The sequence below is a fragment of the Salinigranum marinum genome, assembly GCF_024228675.1.
In the GTDB taxonomy this organism is placed as follows: domain Archaea; phylum Halobacteriota; class Halobacteria; order Halobacteriales; family Haloferacaceae; genus Salinigranum; species Salinigranum marinum.
In genome coordinates, this window is the sequence record NZ_CP100461.1 from 605,024 (window position 1) to 622,287 (window position 17,264).

Annotated in this window: 16 protein-coding genes; 8 read left to right on the top strand and 8 right to left on the bottom strand. The window is 68.9% G+C overall.

Going from position 1 to position 17,264, the window contains the following annotated elements:
• Positions 1 to 75 precede the first annotated feature (75 nt).
• Positions 76 to 1,089: an amidohydrolase family protein gene (locus NKJ07_RS02845; protein ID WP_318569084.1), complete on the top strand. Its 1,014-nt coding sequence runs from the start codon at positions 76 to 78 to the stop codon at positions 1,087 to 1,089.
• A 3-nt stretch (positions 1,090 to 1,092) separates the two neighbouring features.
• On the opposite strand, the gene NKJ07_RS02850 is transcribed toward NKJ07_RS02845, so the two are convergent.
• The 3 genes from NKJ07_RS02850 to NKJ07_RS02860 are packed head-to-tail and all read right to left on the bottom strand — an operon-like array spanning position 1,093 to position 4,255.
• A complete protein-coding gene (locus NKJ07_RS02850) occupies positions 1,093 to 2,079 on the bottom strand; it encodes a biotin--[acetyl-CoA-carboxylase] ligase (protein ID WP_318569085.1) in 987 nt (328 codons plus the stop codon).
• A gap of 43 nt (positions 2,080 to 2,122) precedes the next feature.
• Positions 2,123 to 2,398 (bottom strand): hypothetical protein, encoded by a 276-nt coding sequence (locus tag NKJ07_RS02855; protein WP_318569086.1) that lies wholly within the window; start codon positions 2,396 to 2,398, stop codon positions 2,123 to 2,125.
• Between the two features lie 36 nt (positions 2,399 to 2,434).
• Positions 2,435 to 4,255, bottom strand: a complete 1,821-nt coding sequence (locus NKJ07_RS02860; RefSeq protein WP_318569087.1) for an acetyl-CoA carboxylase biotin carboxylase subunit — start codon at positions 4,253 to 4,255, stop codon at positions 2,435 to 2,437.
• A gap of 274 nt (positions 4,256 to 4,529) precedes the next feature.
• Between NKJ07_RS02860 and asd the strand changes: the two genes are divergently transcribed.
• A complete protein-coding gene (gene asd / locus NKJ07_RS02865) occupies positions 4,530 to 5,564 on the top strand; it encodes an aspartate-semialdehyde dehydrogenase (protein ID WP_318569088.1) in 1,035 nt (344 codons plus the stop codon).
• 65 nt (positions 5,565 to 5,629) lie between these two features.
• The gene (locus NKJ07_RS02870) at positions 5,630 to 6,238 is read left to right on the top strand and encodes a rhomboid family intramembrane serine protease (RefSeq protein ID WP_318569089.1); all 609 of its coding nucleotides are present in this window, start codon (positions 5,630 to 5,632) and stop codon (positions 6,236 to 6,238) included.
• Positions 6,239 to 6,249: 11 nt separating this feature from the next.
• Here NKJ07_RS02870 and NKJ07_RS02875 read toward each other — a convergent pair whose 3' ends face one another.
• Positions 6,250 to 6,633 (bottom strand): cyclophilin-like family protein, encoded by a 384-nt coding sequence (locus NKJ07_RS02875; protein WP_318569090.1) that lies wholly within the window; start codon positions 6,631 to 6,633, stop codon positions 6,250 to 6,252.
• Positions 6,633 to 9,713, bottom strand: a complete 3,081-nt coding sequence (locus NKJ07_RS02880; RefSeq protein ID WP_318569091.1) for an FAD-binding and (Fe-S)-binding domain-containing protein — start codon at positions 9,711 to 9,713, stop codon at positions 6,633 to 6,635. Before NKJ07_RS02880 ends, NKJ07_RS02875 begins: the two co-directional genes overlap by 1 nt.
• A gap of 204 nt (positions 9,714 to 9,917) precedes the next feature.
• On the opposite strand from NKJ07_RS02880, the gene NKJ07_RS02885 reads away from it, so the two are divergent.
• Complete coding sequence (locus NKJ07_RS02885; protein WP_318569092.1) at positions 9,918 to 10,283, top strand: VOC family protein; 366 nt, start codon at positions 9,918 to 9,920, stop codon at positions 10,281 to 10,283.
• A gap of 293 nt (positions 10,284 to 10,576) precedes the next feature.
• Positions 10,577 to 11,299, top strand: coding sequence for a fumarylacetoacetate hydrolase family protein (locus NKJ07_RS02890; RefSeq protein ID WP_318569093.1), 723 nt, complete (start codon positions 10,577 to 10,579; stop codon positions 11,297 to 11,299).
• A gap of 7 nt (positions 11,300 to 11,306) precedes the next feature.
• Here the strand turns inward: NKJ07_RS02890 and NKJ07_RS02895 are convergent, their stop codons facing one another.
• Positions 11,307 to 12,260 (bottom strand): D-2-hydroxyacid dehydrogenase, encoded by a 954-nt coding sequence (locus NKJ07_RS02895; protein ID WP_318569094.1) that lies wholly within the window; start codon positions 12,258 to 12,260, stop codon positions 11,307 to 11,309.
• Positions 12,261 to 12,390: 130 nt separating this feature from the next.
• Between NKJ07_RS02895 and NKJ07_RS02900 the strand changes: the two genes are divergently transcribed.
• Both NKJ07_RS02900 and NKJ07_RS02905 read left to right on the top strand, forming a co-directional pair.
• A complete protein-coding gene (locus NKJ07_RS02900) occupies positions 12,391 to 13,671 on the top strand; it encodes an MFS transporter (RefSeq protein ID WP_318569095.1) in 1,281 nt (426 codons plus the stop codon).
• A gap of 51 nt (positions 13,672 to 13,722) precedes the next feature.
• A complete protein-coding gene (locus NKJ07_RS02905) occupies positions 13,723 to 15,108 on the top strand; it encodes an NAD(P)/FAD-dependent oxidoreductase (protein WP_318569096.1) in 1,386 nt (461 codons plus the stop codon).
• 65 nt (positions 15,109 to 15,173) lie between these two features.
• Here the strand turns inward: NKJ07_RS02905 and NKJ07_RS02910 are convergent, their stop codons facing one another.
• On the bottom strand, positions 15,174 to 15,893 hold the full coding sequence (locus tag NKJ07_RS02910; protein ID WP_318569097.1) for a DUF4382 domain-containing protein: 720 nt from the start codon (positions 15,891 to 15,893) through the stop codon (positions 15,174 to 15,176).
• 700 nt (positions 15,894 to 16,593) lie between these two features.
• Complete coding sequence (locus tag NKJ07_RS02915) at positions 16,594 to 16,893, bottom strand: DUF7526 family protein (protein WP_318569098.1); 300 nt, start codon at positions 16,891 to 16,893, stop codon at positions 16,594 to 16,596.
• 190 nt (positions 16,894 to 17,083) lie between these two features.
• Here NKJ07_RS02915 and NKJ07_RS02920 point away from each other — a divergent pair, with 190 nt between their 5' ends.
• A complete protein-coding gene (locus NKJ07_RS02920; protein ID WP_318569099.1) occupies positions 17,084 to 17,257 on the top strand; it encodes an amphi-Trp domain-containing protein in 174 nt (57 codons plus the stop codon).
• Positions 17,258 to 17,264: the final 7 nt, after the last annotated feature.

Here is a 17,264-nt window from a genome sequence, read left to right on the forward strand (position 1 = left end):
CGTGATCAGAGACACCCCGACGCGGGACTCGCGAACCTACAGTTTCAAGCACGTTCCCCGTCGAGATCGAACCCAATGCACGTGGAGGGGACCGTTCTCACCGGGCGGGACTTCGAACCCATCGAGGGGCGAGTGGTCGTCGACGACGGCCGGATCGAGGCCGTCGAACGCGTCGAGACCGACTCGACGGACATCGTCTGCCCGGCGTTCGTCAACGCCCACACCCACATCGGCGACTCGATCGCCAAGGAGGCCGGCGCGGGGCTGTCGCTCGACGAACTCGTCGCCCCCCCGGACGGACTCAAACACCGGCTCCTCCGTGAGACCCCAGACGAGGAGAAGGTCGCAGCGATGCGCCGCTCGTTGCGGTTCATGCGCGCGACGGGGACCGCCGCCTGTATCGAGTTCCGCGAGGGCGGCGTCCCGGGCGTCGAGGCGTTCGAGCGCGCGCGTGACGGGCTCGACATCGAGGCGGTCGTCCTCGGTCGGGAGAGCCGCGACGCGATGGACGCGAGCGACGGCTTCGGTGCCAGCGGGGCCCGCGACGGCGACTTTGCGGCGCTCCGCCGGGCCACTCGCGAGGCTGGCAAGCGGTTCGGCATCCACGCCGGCGAGCGCGACCCCGACGACGTCGACGCCGCGCTCAACCTCGATCCGGACTTTCTCGTCCATATGGTCCACGCCACCGACGCCCAACTGGACCGCGTCGCCCGCGAGGAAACGCCGGTCGTCGTCTGCCCGCGGTCGAACCTCGTCACGAACGTCGGCGTCCCGCCGATCGCGGCGCTCGCGGCGCGGACGACCGTCGCGCTGGGGACGGACAACGTCATGCTCGACTCGCCGTCGATGTTCCGCGAGATGGAGTTCGCGGCGAAGCTCTCCGACGTGAGCGCCAGGGACGTGCTCCGGATGGCGACCGTCAACGGCGCGGCGATCGCCGGGCTCGACTACGGCGTCGTCGCGGCGGGCAAGCGGGCGAAACTGCTCGTGCTCGACGGCGACTCCGACAACCTCGCCGGCGTTCGCGACCCCGTCCGCGCCGTGGTCCGCCGGGCGGGACAGGCCGACGTGAAACGCGTCCTCCTCTGAGGCTCACGCCGGGCGGAGGTGTTCGCAGTCGCCGGCGTGGACGGTCCGCGTTCCGTCGTCGGTCCGGACGACGAGCGCGCCGGGAAACGCGACGTCGACCGCCTCGCCCTCGATCGTCTCGGTCGCCGTCTCGATCCGGACCCGACGCCCGAGCGTGTCGGCGTGCTCGCGCCACGCGTCGAGCACCGCCTCGGGCGCGTCGCGGAGGTCGTGAAACTCCTCGAGGAGGCGCTGGACGAACAGCCGGCGCTCGACGTCGCCCGCCTCCGCGCGGACGCTCGTCGCGCCCGGGGGCAGCGCGTCGGCGTCGACGTTGGCGTTGACGCCGACGCCGACGAGCAGCCACGACACCCGGTCGGCCTCGCCCTGCATCTCGGTGAGGATGCCCGCCAGTTTGCGGCCGCCGCGTGGCGCGTCGGCGTCGACGAGTACACCGTCAGACGGGTCTGACGAGCCATCGTTCGCTGCGCTCACGATGACGTCGTTCGGCCACTTGATCGACGCGTCGACGCCCGCTTCCCGCGCCGCGCGCGCCGTCGCGACGGCCGCGGCGAGGGTGTAGATCGGGGCGTGGGCGGGCGGACAGTCGGGCTGGAAGACGACACTCAGCCAGACGCCACCGGACGGTGCGCTCCAGGCCCGGCGGAGTCGCCCTCGGCTCCCGGTCTGTTCGTCGGCGAGGACGACCACGTCCCTCTCGCCCGCCGTCGCGAGTTCGCGTCCGCGGTCGTTCGTGCTCCCGACGGTGTCGTGGTACTCGACCGTGTACGGCGCGCCGAGGCCGTACTCGACGGCCGCCGCGCCGAACTCCGGTACCGTGGCGACGACGTAGCCGTCGTCGGTCGACTCGACCCCGAACCCCTCGTCGCGGAGGGCTTCGACCTGCTTCCAGATCGCTGCGCGCGAGACCTCGAGGCGCTCGGCCAACTCGGGGCCGGCCACCGGCCCGCTCATCAGTTCGGCGAGCAACGCGCGACGTGTCTCGTTCATGCAGGGAGGAGACGCGAGGTCGGTATGAAAGCGCCGACCTGCGTCAGACGTCGGGGAGCGACCAGTAGCCCAACGCGAGTTCCGCCAGTCCACCGTCGACGAGAAAGACGGCGACCTGGCCGCCTCCGCCGCCGAGCGCACCGCCGAACAACGCGGCGACGAACAGTGCGACGCCGACAACGACGAGTTTCACCGCCGTGACGAGATCCGAGACCGTCTCGACCGCCACGTCCCGCTCGTCTCGGTCATGACCGGGATCACGACTGTCAACCGGTTCCGTGCCGTCGCTGTCGGCTCCGTCCGCAGGCGTGGAGGGCATCGTGAGTGGCGTCGCAGTGTCTTCGTTCCGGCAGGGTCACTCGATGACGACGAGGACGTCGCCCATGTCGACGGAGTCGCCCTCGCCCACGAGCACCTGCGAGACGGTCCCGCCGGCCTCGGCGACGACGTCGTTCTCCATCTTCATCGCCTCAAGGACGCAGACGACGTCGCCGGCGGCGACCTCGTCGCCCTCGTTCACCTCGACCGAGAGGATCGTCCCCTGCATCTCCGCGGCGACCTGCTCGCCGTCGGCCGCGACGGCCGCGCCGCCGTCGTCGTTCGTCGCGACGTCGGGGCGACTCCGCCCCCCACCGCCGGCGGGCACCCCGATCGCCGGCGCGCCGCGCTCTTCGAGCGACACCTGGAACCGCTTGCCGTTGACCTCGACGGTGAACTCCCGTTCGGTGACCTCCTCCTCGTCCGCGTCGTCCGACGACTCCACGGGACCCCAGCGCTCGACCGCCTGCTGGATCCGGTCGTGGTCGAGTTCCTCGTCGAGGTACTTCGTGGTGTGGGTCCCCTCGGTGAACGCCTTGTCCGTGATCATCAGGCGGTGGAACGGGATGATGGTGTGAAAGCCCGTGATCTCGTACTCCCGGAGCGCGCGTTCGGACCGCGCCAGACACTCCTCACGATCGCTCGCGTGGACGATGAGCTTCGCCACCATCGAGTCGTAGTCCGTCACGAGGTCGTCGCCCTGCCGGATCGCGTCGTCGAGTCGGACGCCGATGCCGCCCGGCGGGTCGTACGTCTCGAACGTGCCGCCTGGCGCCGGGGCGAACTCGTCGGCGGGGTTCTCGGCGTTGATCCGGTACTCGATGGCGTGACCGTCGATCTCGACGTCGTCCTGCGCGAAGTCGAGTTCCTCGTCGGCGGCGACCCGGAGCTGCCACTTGACGATGTCGATCCCCGTGATCTCCTCGGTGACGGTGTGTTCGACCTGTATCCTCGTGTTCACCTCGAGGAAGTAGAAGTCCGCGTCCGGCCCGAGGAGTTCGTCGGCTCCCCGCGGTTCCTCCTCGACGAGGAACTCGAACGTCCCGGCGTTGTAGTAGTCCGCGGCGTCGGCACCGCGACGGGCGGCCTCGCCGATCTTCTCCCGCAGTTCGTCGGTGAGTGCGGGACTGGGCCCCTCCTCGATGACTTTCTGGTGTCGGCGCTGGAGCGAGCAGTCCCGCTCGCCGAGGTGACGAACGTTCCCGTGACGGTCGGCGAGGATCTGGACCTCGATGTGTCTGGGCTTTTCGAGGTATCGCTCCAGATAGACCGACGGGTTGTCGAAGTACGCCTCGCCCTCGCGTTTGGCGCTCTGCAGTTTCTCCTCCGCCTCGTCGGGGTCGCGGACGATCTTCATCCCGCGTCCACCGCCACCACCTTCGGCCTTGATCGCGATGGGGTAGCCGTACTCCTCGCCGAACTCGTGGACCTCGGCGGGGTCGTCGACGGGGTCGGTCGTCCCGGGGACGATGGGGACGCCGGCCTCGTTCATCACTTTCCGGGCTTTGGTCTTCTCGCCCAGTCGCTCCATCGCGTCGGCCGACGGACCGATCCACACCACTTCGCTCTCCTCGACCTTGCGCGCGAACGTGGCGTTCTCGGCGAGGAAGCCGTATCCCGGATGGATCGCGTCCGCGCCGGCCTTCCGCGCGGCGTCGAGCACCGCCTCGTGGTCGAGGTACGAGTCCGCCGCCCGGGCCGGGCCGACGTTGTACGCCTCGTCGGCGTAGCGGACGTGTCCCGCGTGTTTGTCGGCGTCGCTGTAGACGGCGACCGTTCGAACGCCCAGTTCCGCACAGGCACGCATGACGCGAACCGCGATCTCTCCACGGTTCGCCACCAGGACCTTGCTGAACATTTGGGAGCTATTTCTCACATGCCCTACGTGTTTCTATCGGTTCGCCACATCGGTGCCGATTCCCCCTGTCGTGATCAGCGAACGAGGCGTCTCGTCCGTCACGGAGTTCGCAACCACGCCGTACGCGACGATCGAGTGTCTGTTCCGGATCTTTTTCCCGCCTATCATAGACTCTTGTCCAGTAATCTCTCCGAGAGGCGGCTTCGACTGAAAGATCGTGAGCATCGGGGCGATTCCGAAGCGTCTTATGGGAGTGCCACACAAGCACACGCCAATGACTGTACGGATCGGTATCCTCGGTGCAACCGGCGCGGTCGGCCAACGATTCATCCAGCTCCTCGACGACCACCCGACGTTCGAACTCGCGGCGCTGACCGCGAGCGAGGCGTCGGCGGGGACACCCTACCGCGAGGCCGCGAAGTGGCGGGTCAACACGCCCATCCCGGACGACGTCGCCGAGATGACCGTCGGTCGCACCCACCCCGACGACGTTCCGGACGACGTCGATCTGCTCTTCTCGTCGCTCCCCTCGTCGGTCGCCGCCGAGGTCGAACCGCGCTTCTTGGAGGAGGGGTACGTCGTCTCCTCGAACTCCTCGAACGACCGGATGGCCGAGGACGTTCCGCTGACGATCCCCGAGATCAACCCCGGGCATCTGGACCTCATCGAGGTCCAGCGCGACGAGCGCGGCTGGGACGGCGCGCTCGTAAAGAACCCCAACTGCTCGACGATCACGATGGTCCCGACGCTCGCCGCGCTCGACGAGTTCGGCCTCGAACGCGTGAACGTCACCACGCTCCAGGCGGTCTCCGGTGCGGGCTACTCCGGCGTGACCTCGATGGAGATCATCGACAACGCGCTCCCGAACATCGGCGGCGAGGAGTCGAAGATGGAGACGGAGTCCAGAAAGCTGCTCGGAACGTTCGACGGCGCCGAGGTCGAACTCCACGGGATGGACGTCGCCGCCTCCTGCAACCGGATCCCGACGCTCGACGGCCACCTCGAGAACGTCTTCGCCGACCTCGCCGACGACCCCACAGTCGACGAGGTCGCGGCGGCGATGCGCGCGTTCCCGGGCGTCGACCTGCCGAGCGCGCCCGAGCAGTTGATCCACGTGTTCGACGACCCCGCCCGGCCCCAGCCGCGCCTCGACCGCGACCGCGAGGGCGGGATGGCCGTCTCCGCGGGCGGGATCCAGGGGACCACGAACGGCGTGAAGTACAACTGTCTCGCACACAACACGATCCGCGGTGCCGCCGGTGCCTCCCTCCTCAACGGCGAACTCCTCGTCGAAGAGGGCTGGGTCTGAGGCCGACGCGTCCTTTTTCTCGGATCCACGAATCCTTTTCTCGGTGCCGCCCCCACCGTCGAGCGATGGGAGTGTCCGAGGCCGCGGGTCACCTCAGCCGCTGGCGAGAGGCGCACCCGGCGACGTCGACCCTCTCGGCCGTCCTCGTGGCCGCCTTCGCCGTCGAGTCGATCGTCTGGTGGCTGTTCGGCTACCCCGCGATCGACTTTTGGTTCAGCGCGTCGGCGTCGCCGTCGCCGGGGTGGCTCCTCGCCCCCCTCGCACACTCCTCGCTCGCCCATCTCGGGGGGAACCTCCTCTTTTTACTCGTGTACGGCTCGCTCGCCGAGGCCGACCTCTCGGTGCCGACCTGGTACTGGCTCTTCGCGGTCAGCGCGCTCGCGGGGACCGCCGCGCAGGTGTGGAGCTACCTCCTCGCGGGCGTCGAGGGCGGTGCCGTCGGCGCGAGCGCGGGCGTCGTCGCGCTCGTCTCGTTCGTGGGCGTTCGGACCGCAGTTGAGGGTCCCGAGGAGCGATCGACCGCCGCGTACCTCCTCGGCGTCGCCGGCGGCGTCGGCATGCTCGCGCTGATCGCCAACGACTTCTTTCTGACCAGTGGCTCGGGATCCGCCGAGTTCGCACACCTCCTCGGCGTCGCGGTCGGCACGCTCGCGGGCGTCTCGATCCGACGGTGAGCCGCCCCGCCTCAGCCCTCCTCGGCCCGGACGTGCGCCCCGCCGTCGACCGCCGTCAGCGCCGACACGTCCCGAACGTGTGCCACCACGTTCACTGGCGCGGCCGCCCGCGGCTCCTCGCCTTCGGACGCCGGCGTCGGTCCCCAGAACAGACACAGCTTCGAGCCTGCCGGCCAGTACGCGACCGCACCGACGTCGACCACCGCGCGGGCGTTCTCCGGGCCGACGTCGACCGGGACCGAGAAGTACAGTTCGTCGCCCCACCGCGCGGCGTCGCCGGCGACGGGGAGCGCTTCGGCGAGCGCCGCGCTCGTCCGCGGGGCGTCGTCGGTCCAGTCGGCCGTGAGTTCGATCTCCCGTGAGGCGTCGGCGACGGTGAGGCGGAGGGGCCCCATCAGTCAAGCGCCTCGGCGACGAGTTCGATTGGGTGTGGCGGCGCGTCGGCCGCCCGGCCGCGGTCGCCGAGTTGGGAGCGACACGACGCGCCCGGCGCGGTGACGCGCTCCCCGGCGCTCTCGGCCACCTGGTCGAACAGGATGCGACCGATGGCCTTCGAGAGCGCGAAGTGTTCGGCCTCGTAGCCGAAGGAGCCGGCCATCCCGCAACAGCCCGAGTCGAGCGGGTCGACCGCGTAGCCCACTCTCCGAAGCACGCCGACGGCGTGGTGGTCCTTGTTCGTCGCCTTCTGGTTGCAGTGGCCGTGGTAGGTGAGCGACCCCGCCGACTCCGGCGCGGGCGTCGGTAACTCCCCGTCCAGGCGGTGGACGTCGAGGTACTCACAGACCCCGTACGCCGCGTCGGAGACCTGTTCGACCGCCGGCCCCGACAGCAGGTCGCGGTACTCGTCCTGGAACATCACGGCGTCGGAGGGCTCGACGAACACGACCGACCAGCCGTCGTCGACGCTCCCCTGGAGTCGGTCGACGTTCGCCTCCGCACGCTCGTGGGCGAGGTCGAGAAAGCCCTTGGAGTAGGCCGCGCGTCCCGAGGGCTCGAGATCGGTCGGGATCGACACGTGGACGCCGGCGGCCTCGAGGACGCGGACTGCGGCTCGTCCCGGCTCCGGATACGAGTAGTTCGTATACGTGTCGGGGAACAGGAGGACGCGGTGGGCGGCCTCGCTCGCGGAGACGCGGGAGCCACCGCGTGCCTCGAACCAGTCGACGAGCGTCTCGCGGGTGAACGTCGGGAGTTCTCGGTCCTTGGCGATCCCAAGCACGGACTCCATCACGGTCCGCGCGCCGGGCACCTTCGTCGCCCAGTTCGACACCGGCGCGAGCGTGCTGCCGAGCCGCGACCACGAGTCGATGTCGGCGAACAGCTTCTCGCGGGCGGACGTCCCCTCGCGCTGGTGGTACTGGTGTTTGACCTCCGTCTTGAGCTTGGCCATGTCGACGCCTGTCGGGCAGTCCGACTTACAGCCCTTGCAGCCGACACAGAGGTCCAATACCTCCTCTTGGAACCGGTCGGAGTACAGTTCATCCTCGGGAAGGTCGCCGCTGATCGCCGCCCGGAGCATGTTCGCTCTCCCTCGCGTGGTCTGGATCTCCTCTTTCGACGCCCGGTAGGTGGGACACATCACGTCGGACTCGGTCTGTCGGCAGGTGCCACAGCCGTTGCAGAGTTCGACGAGGTGTGAGAAGCCGCCTTCCTCGGAGAAGTCCAGCGCCGTCTGCGGCTCCAGCGACGAGTAGTCGGCACCGTAGCGGAGGTCGTCGCGCATGTCTGTCGGGTCGTCGTCGCGGTAGACGACCTTCCCCGGGTTCATCAGCCAGTCGGGGTCGAACGCCGTCTTCACCTGCTTGAACGCCGTCCACAGCTCCTCGCCGTACATCTTCGGGTTGAACTCCGTCCGCGCGAGGCCGTCGCCGTGCTCGCCGGAGAACGCGCCGTGGTGTTCGAGCACGAGGTCGGTGACGGCGTCGGCGATGTCGTGCATCGTCTCGATGCCCTGTTCGGCTTTGAGCGAGAGGATCGGGCGGATGTGGAGCGTGCCGACGCCCGCGTGGGCGAAGTACGCCGCCGACGTGCCGTTCTCTTCCAACACGCGCTCGAACTGCTGGACGTACTCGGCGAGTTCCTCGGGTGGGACGGAGGCGTCCTCGATGAACGGGTACGGCTTGGGGTCGCCCTGCATCGACATGAGCAGGGGAATCGCGGCCTTTCGGAGCTTCCAGACGTCCGCCTGCGCTTCGGGCGTGTACGCCTCGACAGCCGCGAAGGCCTCCGCGGCCGCCGGCTCCGGGGCCTGTCCCGCGGTCGCCCCGCCGTCGGTCTCGCGCCGTCGCGGTGCCTCCCCGAGGAGTTCGGCGTCGTCGGCGAGGAAGTGGTCGTTCGTCTCGGCGATGGCCGCCTCGAACTCCCCGTGCTGTTCGGAGTCGAACTCCAGCATGAGCGCCGCCGTCGTCCCCTCGGGGATCCCCTCGGCGTACTGTGCGTACTCGGTCGACTCAGCCGCCAACCGAAACACCTCGTCGTCCATCAACTCGACGGCCGAGGCACCGTACTCCAGCGCCTCGGGCACGGCGCGCATCGCGTCGACCAGGTCGTCGAAGCAGTAGAGGACGAGCGCGGTCTCCTCGGGCCGGGTGACGAGACTCACCGTCGCCTCGACGACAACCCCGAGCGTGCCCTCCGCCCCGACGAGGAGCTTCGAGAGGTTGAGACAGCGCTCGCCGTCGTCGTTCTCGTACACCACCTTGTGGAGGTTGTAACCCGAGACGCACCGCTTCAGCGTGGGATATCGCTCCTCGATCTCCGCGGCGTGGTCCTCGACGACGCCGCGGACCGTGCGGTAGATGTGCGCTTCGAGGTCGTCCTGTTCGACGATCGCCTCGTACTCCGGGGAGTCGATGACGACCTCGCGGGTGCGGATGAGTGAACCGTCCGCGAGCACGACTTTCAGCTCCTCCGTGTACGCGTCGGTTATCCCGTACCGCACGGAGTGTGCGCCCGTCGAGTTGTTGCCGATCCCGCCGCCGACGGTCGCGCGGGCCGACGACGCCGGGTCGGGGGCGAACTTCAGCCCGTGGTCTTCGAGGCGCGCGTCGAGGTGGTCCTGGACGACTCCCGGCTGGACCGTCGCGCGCCGCGCGTCGGGGTCGACGTCGAGGATCGAGTCCATGTGTCGCGAGAGGTCGAGGACGACGCAGCCGGGGCCGACGGCCTGCCCGGCGAGCGACGACCCCGCTCCCCTGGGGAGAACCGGGACGCCGTGGCTCGTCGCCACGTCCACGGCCCGCTGGACGTCCTCGATGTCCGTCGGGAACACCACGCCCGCGGGTCGGGCCCCGTAGACGCTCCCGTCGGTGGCGTACAGTACCTGTGCGTACTCGTCGAACTCGACGCCGCCGTCGAGGACGTCGCGGAGATCGCTTGCGAGGTCGCGGTACTCCGCGACGTCGGGCCGGTCGTGGCCCAGCGTTGCCGCGGAGGTCTCGGGCGACGGCTCGCGTGTCGGGTCGTCGACAGCCATGCGGATTCCTACGGGTAAATGGTGATAAAAGTGTGGTGACCGACGCGTCAGTTCCGCCCCGTCGACGCGGACGATCCGTCGCCCGCGAGTGTCACGGAGGGCGGACGGTCGGTCGTCCGTGTTTCGCGCTTCGGGCTGATGGGAGTTCACCGGCGGCGGCCACTCCGCACCCGGATTTATGAACTTCGCCTGCCGTGTTGGGGTATGGCACCGATACTCCACGTCTGTCTGAACGTCGCGGACGCCGACGCCAGCCAGGCGTTCTACGAGCAGTTCGGTTTCGAAGAGTCGTGGTCGTTCGAGGCCGACGGCGTCGAGAACCGATACGTCGCCGACGAGAACGGCGTCGAACTCCAACTCCGCGACGATCCGACGGTCGAGGAGTTCGAGCCGGGCACCGCCTGGGATCACCTCTCGTTGCGCGTCGACTCGGTCGACGAGGAACTGGAACGGATCGACCACCACGGCCTGGTGAAGGGGCCGATGGACCAGTCGGTGGCCGGCGCGCGCGTCGTCTTCTTCGAGGACCCCGACGGTCACGTCGTCGAACTCGTCGAGCCGCTGGCGTAACCGTCGGCCGAGGGTTCAAACCGGAAGCGGCGGCCGCACCGGGGTATGTCCTGACGGCTGTCCCGGCGCGTCCTGCGGTCGTGCGGTCCATCGCGTCGGGAACAGAGCGTGTACCGCCTGTTCACCACTCGTTAGCGCCAGCCAGCCGTGTCCGCCGTCCCGCCGATTCCCCCGGATCGTCCCGCTCGTGGCCCCGTCGTCCGACTGACTGTCGAGCGTCCCCCGCTCCGTTTCGCTACGCTCGGCCACCGCGAAGCGACACGCTTTCGATCCGGGAAGCGCGACAGCCCCGCATGCGACTGGCGAGGGCCCGAACGGACGGCGGTGTCGTCACGGGCGAGTACCGCGACGGCCGCCTGGTAACCGACGACGACGCGTACGAGATCGACGAGGAGGAGCTCCTCCCACCGTGTGAGCCGACCGCACTGTACTGCGTCGGCCGGAACTACGCGACGACGCTCGAACAGATGTCGTACGAGCGGCCCGAGGAGCCGGACTTCTTCATCAAGCCGCCGGCGTCGCTCCTCGGTCACGGCGACCCGATCGCGTACCCGCCGTTCACCGCCGAGCTCACGTACGCCGGCGAACTCGCCGCCGTCGTCGGCGTCGAGTGCCGCGACGTCGACCCCGACGACGTCTCCGACGTCGTGCGCGGCTACACCATCATGAACGACGTGGACGCGCTCGACCAGCAGGGACGGACCGCCCGAAAGGCGTTCCGTGGCTCCGGGCCGCTCGGCCCCTGGCTCGAGACGGACGTCGACCCCACGGCGATCGACATGCACACCGACGTCGCCGGCGAGCGTCGCCAAGAGGCCAACACCGAGCTGATGCTGTTCGACCCGTACGAGATCGTCTCGTTCGTCTCCCATCGATTTACGCTCCAGCCCGGCGACGTCGTCGCCTTCGGGAGCCCCGCGAACCCCGGACTCGTCGAGCCCGGTGACGCCGTCGAGATCACGTACGAGGGCGTCGGCACACTCCGGAACGAAATCGTCACGAGCGACGCGTTCTGACACCTGGTCAGGCGACGCGGTTGACGAGGTCGTCGGTGTCGGCGTCGGCGTCGAGCCGTCTGACGTTCTCGGCGACGATGTCCGCGAGCCGTTCGTAGTACTGCGGCGTGTGGCCCGCGTTGTGCGGCGTGATCAGGACGTTCCCGAGGTTCCAGAGCGGATGTTCTTCGGGGAGCGGTTCGGGGTCGGTCACGTCGAGTGCGGCTCCCCGGATGTGGTTCCGGCGGAGCGCCCGAACGAGCGCGTCGGTGTCGACGACGGGGCCGCGGGCGACGTTCACGACGACTGCCTCGGGCGGGAGTGTCTCGAACGCCTCGTGGTCGACCAGTCCCTCGGTCGTCTTCGTGAGCGGGCAGGCAAGGACGAGGTAGTCGCTCCGCGCGAACGCGTCGTGGACCGCGTCGAAGCCGACCACTTCGTCGGTCGATCCCCCTTTCTCGGGCGTGTAGCGGACGCCGATCGTGTCGACGCCGAACCCCGCGAGTCGCTCGACGACGGCCTCTCCGATCGCGCCGAGGCCGACGACCGTGACGGTCGACCCCTGCAGTTCCGCGGCCTGGAACGAGCGCCACTCCCGGTCGCGCTGGCGTCGCCAGGCGGTGTCGAAGCCACGGGTAAACGCGAGCATCGCACCGATGACGTGCTCGGCCACGTTCGGGCCGTGGACGCCGGCGGCGTTCGTCACGGCAACGCCCGCCGCCGCGAGTTCCTCGGTCGGCAGGTGGTCGGTTCCCGCGTACGTACACGCGAACACGTCCATCCCGGCGTCTACGTGGTCGGGGTCGACACGGTGGCCGGTGACGACGCGCGCGGCGAGCGCCGCGCGTTCGGCGTCGGGCGTCGCGGCGAGCGTCACCTCGTGATCCGGGAGTCGCTCGCGGAGCGCGGCGGCGTACTCGGCGGCTGGCATTCCGTGGACCTTCTGTCGGAGAACGGCGACGTCCGGTGGCGTGTCGGTCATAAGTCGTGGTTCGACGGACGCCGACAAGAGTGCGTTCGAACCGGCCGGGGTCGCCGTCTCCTCGCCGAGCGATCGAGGGGAGTCGTCGGCTTCCACGTCCCCTATGTAGCCCCGGGCTGTACGCCGACGCGTGTCCACGGAGTCGACGTTCGGTCGCGTGGGCGTCCCACAGCGGGTCGTGGTGGCGCTAGCCGCCGCGACGCACTTCGTCGTCGGGATGCTGATGGGGACCTCGCTCGGCTTCACCATCGGGGCGAACGGCGGGTCGGATCTCGCGGTCGGCCTCGTCTCGACGGCCTACTTCGTCGGCCTGATGTGCTTCGCGCCGGTGTGGGGGGCGATCGCGGACGTGACGGGGCGGCGGAAGGCGGTGCTCGTCGGGACGAGCGCCGCGGCGACCCTCGCGATCGCCCCGCTCGTCGTCGTCCGTGACCCCTGGCTCTCGATCGGTGTCCGGGCGCTGTACGCGACGTTCGCGGCCGGCTTCATGCCGATCATGCTCGCCGTGTCGAGCGAGCGCGGCGGCGGGTCGGGCCGCGGCCGCGCGCTCGGCTTCTTCAACAGCGCCCGCGCCGTCGGGCTCTCGGGCGGCCAGTTCGCCGCGGGCGTCCTGCTCGGCCTCCTCTTGCCGTCGGCGCTGTTCGCCGTCGTCGTCGGCTTCAGCCTGCTGTCGACGGTCACGGCCGTGTTCGTCGAGACACGCGGGGGGCCTTCGGGGTCGGCGGGCCGCGTCGACATCGAGACCGTCACGGCGGAGGTCAGACGGCGGCTCTTGCCCGCTGTCGACGACCGGACGCATCTCCGCCGGCACGGTCTCCGGTGGCTCTACGTCGCGCTCGCGCTCCGCAACGCGACCGTGCTCGGCGTGCTCGCGCTGATGCCGGTGTACCTCCCCGACCACCTCGGACTGTCGGAGTTCGAGATGGGGGCGCTGCTCGCGCTCAACCCGGCGGGGCAGGTCGTCTTCATGTACGTCTTCGGTCGGATCGCCGACGACAGCGGTCGGAAAGGACTCGTCGTCGTCGGCATGGCCGGCAGCGCCGTCTTCGCGCTCGTCGCGGCCGCGGCCGCCGTCCCCGCGTCACCCGACGCCCGCCTCGCCGTGGCGGCCGCCGCGTTCGTCCTCATCGCGGCGTCGTTCTCGGCGATGACGACCGGGGCGCTCGCGTTCATCGGCGACGTCGCCCCCACAGGACGCGAGTCGGAGTTGATGGGGCTGCGGTCGACCGCCAAAGGGGTCGGCGGCGTCGTCGGACCGGCGCTCGTCGGCGTTCTCGCGGGTGCGTTCGGCTACGAGGCTGCGTTCGTCGCCGCGAGCCTGCTCGCGTGTGCCGCCACCGCGCTCGTCGCCGGGCTGCTCGGCGAGAGCCGGCCCGTGGCCCGACGTGACGCGTCCGTCGGCGGCGACTGACCCTCGCGGCAAAGAATGGGATTTAATATCGCCGCACCGACGGGGAGGAGTATGGAACGCGTGGACGTGGCCATCGTCGGCGGCGGGCCTGCGGGGTCGTCAGCGGCGCACGCCGCCGCGGAGACCGGGGCTTCGGTGCTGGTACTGGAGAAGGGGGTTCCCCGGGCCGACCGCCCCGATCGGCTGGGCCCGGATTCGACGGACGCCGCCGGGATCCTCGACTACTGGGTCGACATCATGGGGATCCATCCCGACGAGTTCCCCGACGGCGTCTTGGTGCATCACCTCGACCGCGCGGAGTTCATCGGTCCGACCGAGTCCGTGACGATGCGCTCGACGGGAATCGACTCCTCGTACGACCACTTCGGCTACTGTTTCAACCGCGCGCGGTTCGACGACTTCCTCCGCGACCGCGCCGAGCGAAGCGGTGCCGAGTACCGCGCGGGTGTCTCCGTCCGCGACGTCGAAACCGACCCCATCGGCACCGACCCCAGACACCTGGTCAGGACCGCCGACGGGTCGAACGTCGGGGCCGACTTCCTCGTCCTCGCCGACGGCCCACAGCGGACGGTCACCAACAAGGTGCTCGACAGGCTCCTCCCGTTCGACATCACCGACCGACTGGCCTCCACGACGGCCAACCACATCGCCTACCAGGAACACCGGCGGTTCCCCGAGGAGGCGTTCGAGGAGGTGTCGGGCGCGATCAAGTTCTGGTGGGGATACATGCCGGGCCACACGGCGTACCCCTGGATCTTCCCGAACGACGACAACGTCTGCCGCGTGGGGCTGACGATGCCCATCGGGCTGGACCTCTCGACGGTCGACGACCGCGAGAAGTACCAGCTCCTCCGCCCCGAGGACGAGCGCGTCCCGCAGGGTCGGGAGTACGTCCGTCGACTCCTCGAACGGGAGTACGGCGACGAGTACGACATCGAGAGTGACTTCCCGCTCGTCGAGGAACGCGGGAAGTCGAAGGGGACGGAGACGTATCCCATCTCGTCGACACGGCCCATCGACTCGCCCGCGGCGGCGGGTATCGCGGTCGTCGGAGGGGCGATGGGCGCGACCTCGGCGTTCCACGAGGGAGGTGACCACGTCGCGGTCCGCACGGGCACGATCGCCGGTCGGCTGGCGGGCGAGGGCGACCTCTCCGCGTACAACCGAACGTGGAAAGCGGCGATCGACGACGAGGTCCTCCGGAACGTCGCGATGGCGGACATCGTCCACGACTACGGCCCCGACGACTGGGACTGGGCGTTCAAGACCGCTCGAAAACTGCAGACAGACGAAGGGGGCTACCGCTCGCTCAGCGTCTCGAAGATGGGGGCTGGCGTGAGTGCGGCCCGGCTCGTCGGGACGTACAAGAAGCGCAAGTTCCGGTTCAGGAACGGCAAGTACGTCCAGATCCGCGAGGACGAGTACGACGTCGCCTGACGCTCGGTCCGACCAGGTCACCCACACGCGGTTCGGTTCCGATCAGCCCAGAGCAGCGGCCCCGTTCACGACTCGGCCGTGTTCGTCGAGGTCGTCTCGGTTCCGTTCGCCGCTTCGGCCGCCGTGGCGGTTCCCGTGCCGGCCGTCTGACTCTGCTCCTGTTCTTGGCCCTGCCCGCCGTTCGTCCCCGTCGCGTCCGCGCTGGAACCCGCACCAGTAGCCGCCGGCGTCGTCAGGTTCAGTCCCGTCCGGGCGTCGACGGGCGCGAGCGTGTACGTCCCGTTGTCGCCTTCGGACGCGCTCACGTCGAGGAGCAGCGCCGTCTCCGTGTCCGGTTCGACCCCGAACCCGGTGCTCACGTTCAGCGTCCCGCCGGGGAGCGTCACGTTCGCCCGTTCGCCCGACGCCAGCGTCGCCTCGACGTCGGTCACGGTGAGGACGACCGTCGTGTACTCCTCCCTGACCGGGAGTGCCACCGTGTCGACGAACGCGGCCGAGTCGCCCTGGACGGTCGTCAGATCGACCGTCGTCCGGTTCACCGTTCGGTCGAACCGCTGGGTCTCGGTTCCGTTCGCCGGGGTGTTCGGATCGCCGTTGGCCCGGTCGCCCGGGACGAAGCTCACGTCACTCACCGTCACGTTCAGGTGAGCGAACCCCTCGACCGGTTGGCCCTGGTTCCCGACGTAGACGTCGACGCTTCCTTCGAGATCCCTCCCACCCGGACTGCCGGTACAGCCCGCCACGAGGACGATCACGACCACGAGAGCGGTGATCCGCGAATTCATCTGTCGTCTGCCACGTATTCGAAATATAAATATTCCTGGATATCGGCGGCTCGGACGGCTGTCGCAACTGGTTTGTCGCTGCGTCCGTTATAGTCAATCCACACCGCAGTCCCCGCCCGAGCACGCCCAAGAGGGCGCGATGACGCGCGGAGAACCCCGGTGTGGGATAGACAGGTCCGCCCGCGCCTGGTCCAGTTCGGACCGAACGCGGGTCGCCCGGCACGAGGGTTTCCCGGTCGACACGGCACGCAGCCCAGGGATGAGACCGGTCGTTAGTGTTCCGGGCGTACATTTCGAATTCCGAAAGCACACCACCGACGTCGACCTGAACGAAGTAAAACGGAAGACACCTTCGGGTGCTGGCAGCCAGTCCTTCGCCTCCTCGGGTCGCTCGGTCTCTCGTGCTGGACGCAGATGACGAGTTCGTTGTCTTCGACGGTGCTGGTCTCGCAGGCGTAGGACACTGATGCGAGGGAATCAATTGGCTAATATCCAGCAACTGAGAGACAGACGGAGCGTCCGAATTGTCGTCGGAGGTGGCCGGTTCGCGCCCTCGAATCAGTACGCTCGCGAGATCGTCAATCCCGTATTTTCACAGGCGACAGCCACGACAGACGATTCAGCGTCCCGGTTCGATACGGTCCTCCCCGGCCGCCGAGTCCCCGGTTGCACCCCGAGCAAACACCGGCCCCGGCCGCGTCTATCTGTCCGGGGCGGAGGCCGCCGTGACGTACACGCCGGCCATCTCCGTCGTCTCGACGGTCAACGTGACTTCCTCGTCCTCATCGACACGCTGATTCGTCACGACAGTCACCGCCTCGATCGGTCTGCGACGAACGAACGCTCCGACGAGTTCCAGTATCGAGGGGTGGCCCCCTCGCCGGAGGACGAGCACGTATCGTGACTCGGCCAGTTCCTGCAGACCGGGTGTCAGGTCGTGGTCGTCCAGTTCGTCCGGGGGGATGACGTGCAGGACTTGCCCCTGAATCGTCTCGGTCACAGTGTCCGAAGGAGGGCGAAGAGAAAGAATGGTGTGCTATCGATCGACGCGACGGCGCCTGAATCGAACTCGGCCGGCGCTCGCCGATCGGCAGTGCTCCGGACGGATACAACCAGTTAGCGGCGAGTACGTTCCCCGAGTTCGAGGAGTTCCCTCCCATCTTATCGGGCTGGCTGGCGTACCACCTGGCATGGGTGAGCTAGAAACTGAAGCCGAGATGACGCGGTCGGAGATTGCAGCGTCCCTCCGCGAGTTCGCCGACCAACTCGACGGTGACGGGGACCTGACGCTCGAACTCGGTGGTCGGCAGGTCCGATTGAGCCCGACGAACCCGGTGACGTTGCCTTGTTTTGCGGTCGACTAACGGCAGC

Excerpts from the sequence above, each read along its gene's own strand:
- NKJ07_RS02920 (WP_318569099.1), top strand. The coding sequence starts at position 17,084 with ATGGGTGAGCTAGAAACTGAAGCCGAGATGACGCGGTCGGAGATTGCA.
- NKJ07_RS02870 (WP_318569089.1), top strand. The coding sequence starts at position 5,630 with ATGGGAGTGTCCGAGGCCGCGGGTCACCTCAGCCGCTGGCGAGAGGCG.
- NKJ07_RS02895 (WP_318569094.1), bottom strand. The coding sequence starts at position 12,260 with ATGACCGACACGCCACCGGACGTCGCCGTTCTCCGACAGAAGGTCCAC.
- NKJ07_RS02910 (WP_318569097.1), bottom strand. The coding sequence starts at position 15,893 with ATGAATTCGCGGATCACCGCTCTCGTGGTCGTGATCGTCCTCGTGGCG.
- NKJ07_RS02850 (WP_318569085.1), bottom strand. The coding sequence starts at position 2,079 with ATGAACGAGACACGTCGCGCGTTGCTCGCCGAACTGATGAGCGGGCCG.
- NKJ07_RS02875 (WP_318569090.1), bottom strand. The coding sequence starts at position 6,633 with ATGGGGCCCCTCCGCCTCACCGTCGCCGACGCCTCACGGGAGATCGAA.
- NKJ07_RS02855 (WP_318569086.1), bottom strand. The coding sequence starts at position 2,398 with ATGCCCTCCACGCCTGCGGACGGAGCCGACAGCGACGGCACGGAACCG.
- NKJ07_RS02890 (WP_318569093.1), top strand. The coding sequence starts at position 10,577 with ATGCGACTGGCGAGGGCCCGAACGGACGGCGGTGTCGTCACGGGCGAG.
- asd (WP_318569088.1), top strand. The coding sequence starts at position 4,530 with ATGACTGTACGGATCGGTATCCTCGGTGCAACCGGCGCGGTCGGCCAA.
- NKJ07_RS02905 (WP_318569096.1), top strand. The coding sequence starts at position 13,723 with ATGGAACGCGTGGACGTGGCCATCGTCGGCGGCGGGCCTGCGGGGTCG.
- NKJ07_RS02885 (WP_318569092.1), top strand. The coding sequence starts at position 9,918 with ATGGCACCGATACTCCACGTCTGTCTGAACGTCGCGGACGCCGACGCC.
- NKJ07_RS02880 (WP_318569091.1), bottom strand. The coding sequence starts at position 9,713 with ATGGCTGTCGACGACCCGACACGCGAGCCGTCGCCCGAGACCTCCGCG.
- NKJ07_RS02860 (WP_318569087.1), bottom strand. The coding sequence starts at position 4,255 with ATGTTCAGCAAGGTCCTGGTGGCGAACCGTGGAGAGATCGCGGTTCGC.
- NKJ07_RS02845 (WP_318569084.1), top strand. The coding sequence starts at position 76 with ATGCACGTGGAGGGGACCGTTCTCACCGGGCGGGACTTCGAACCCATC.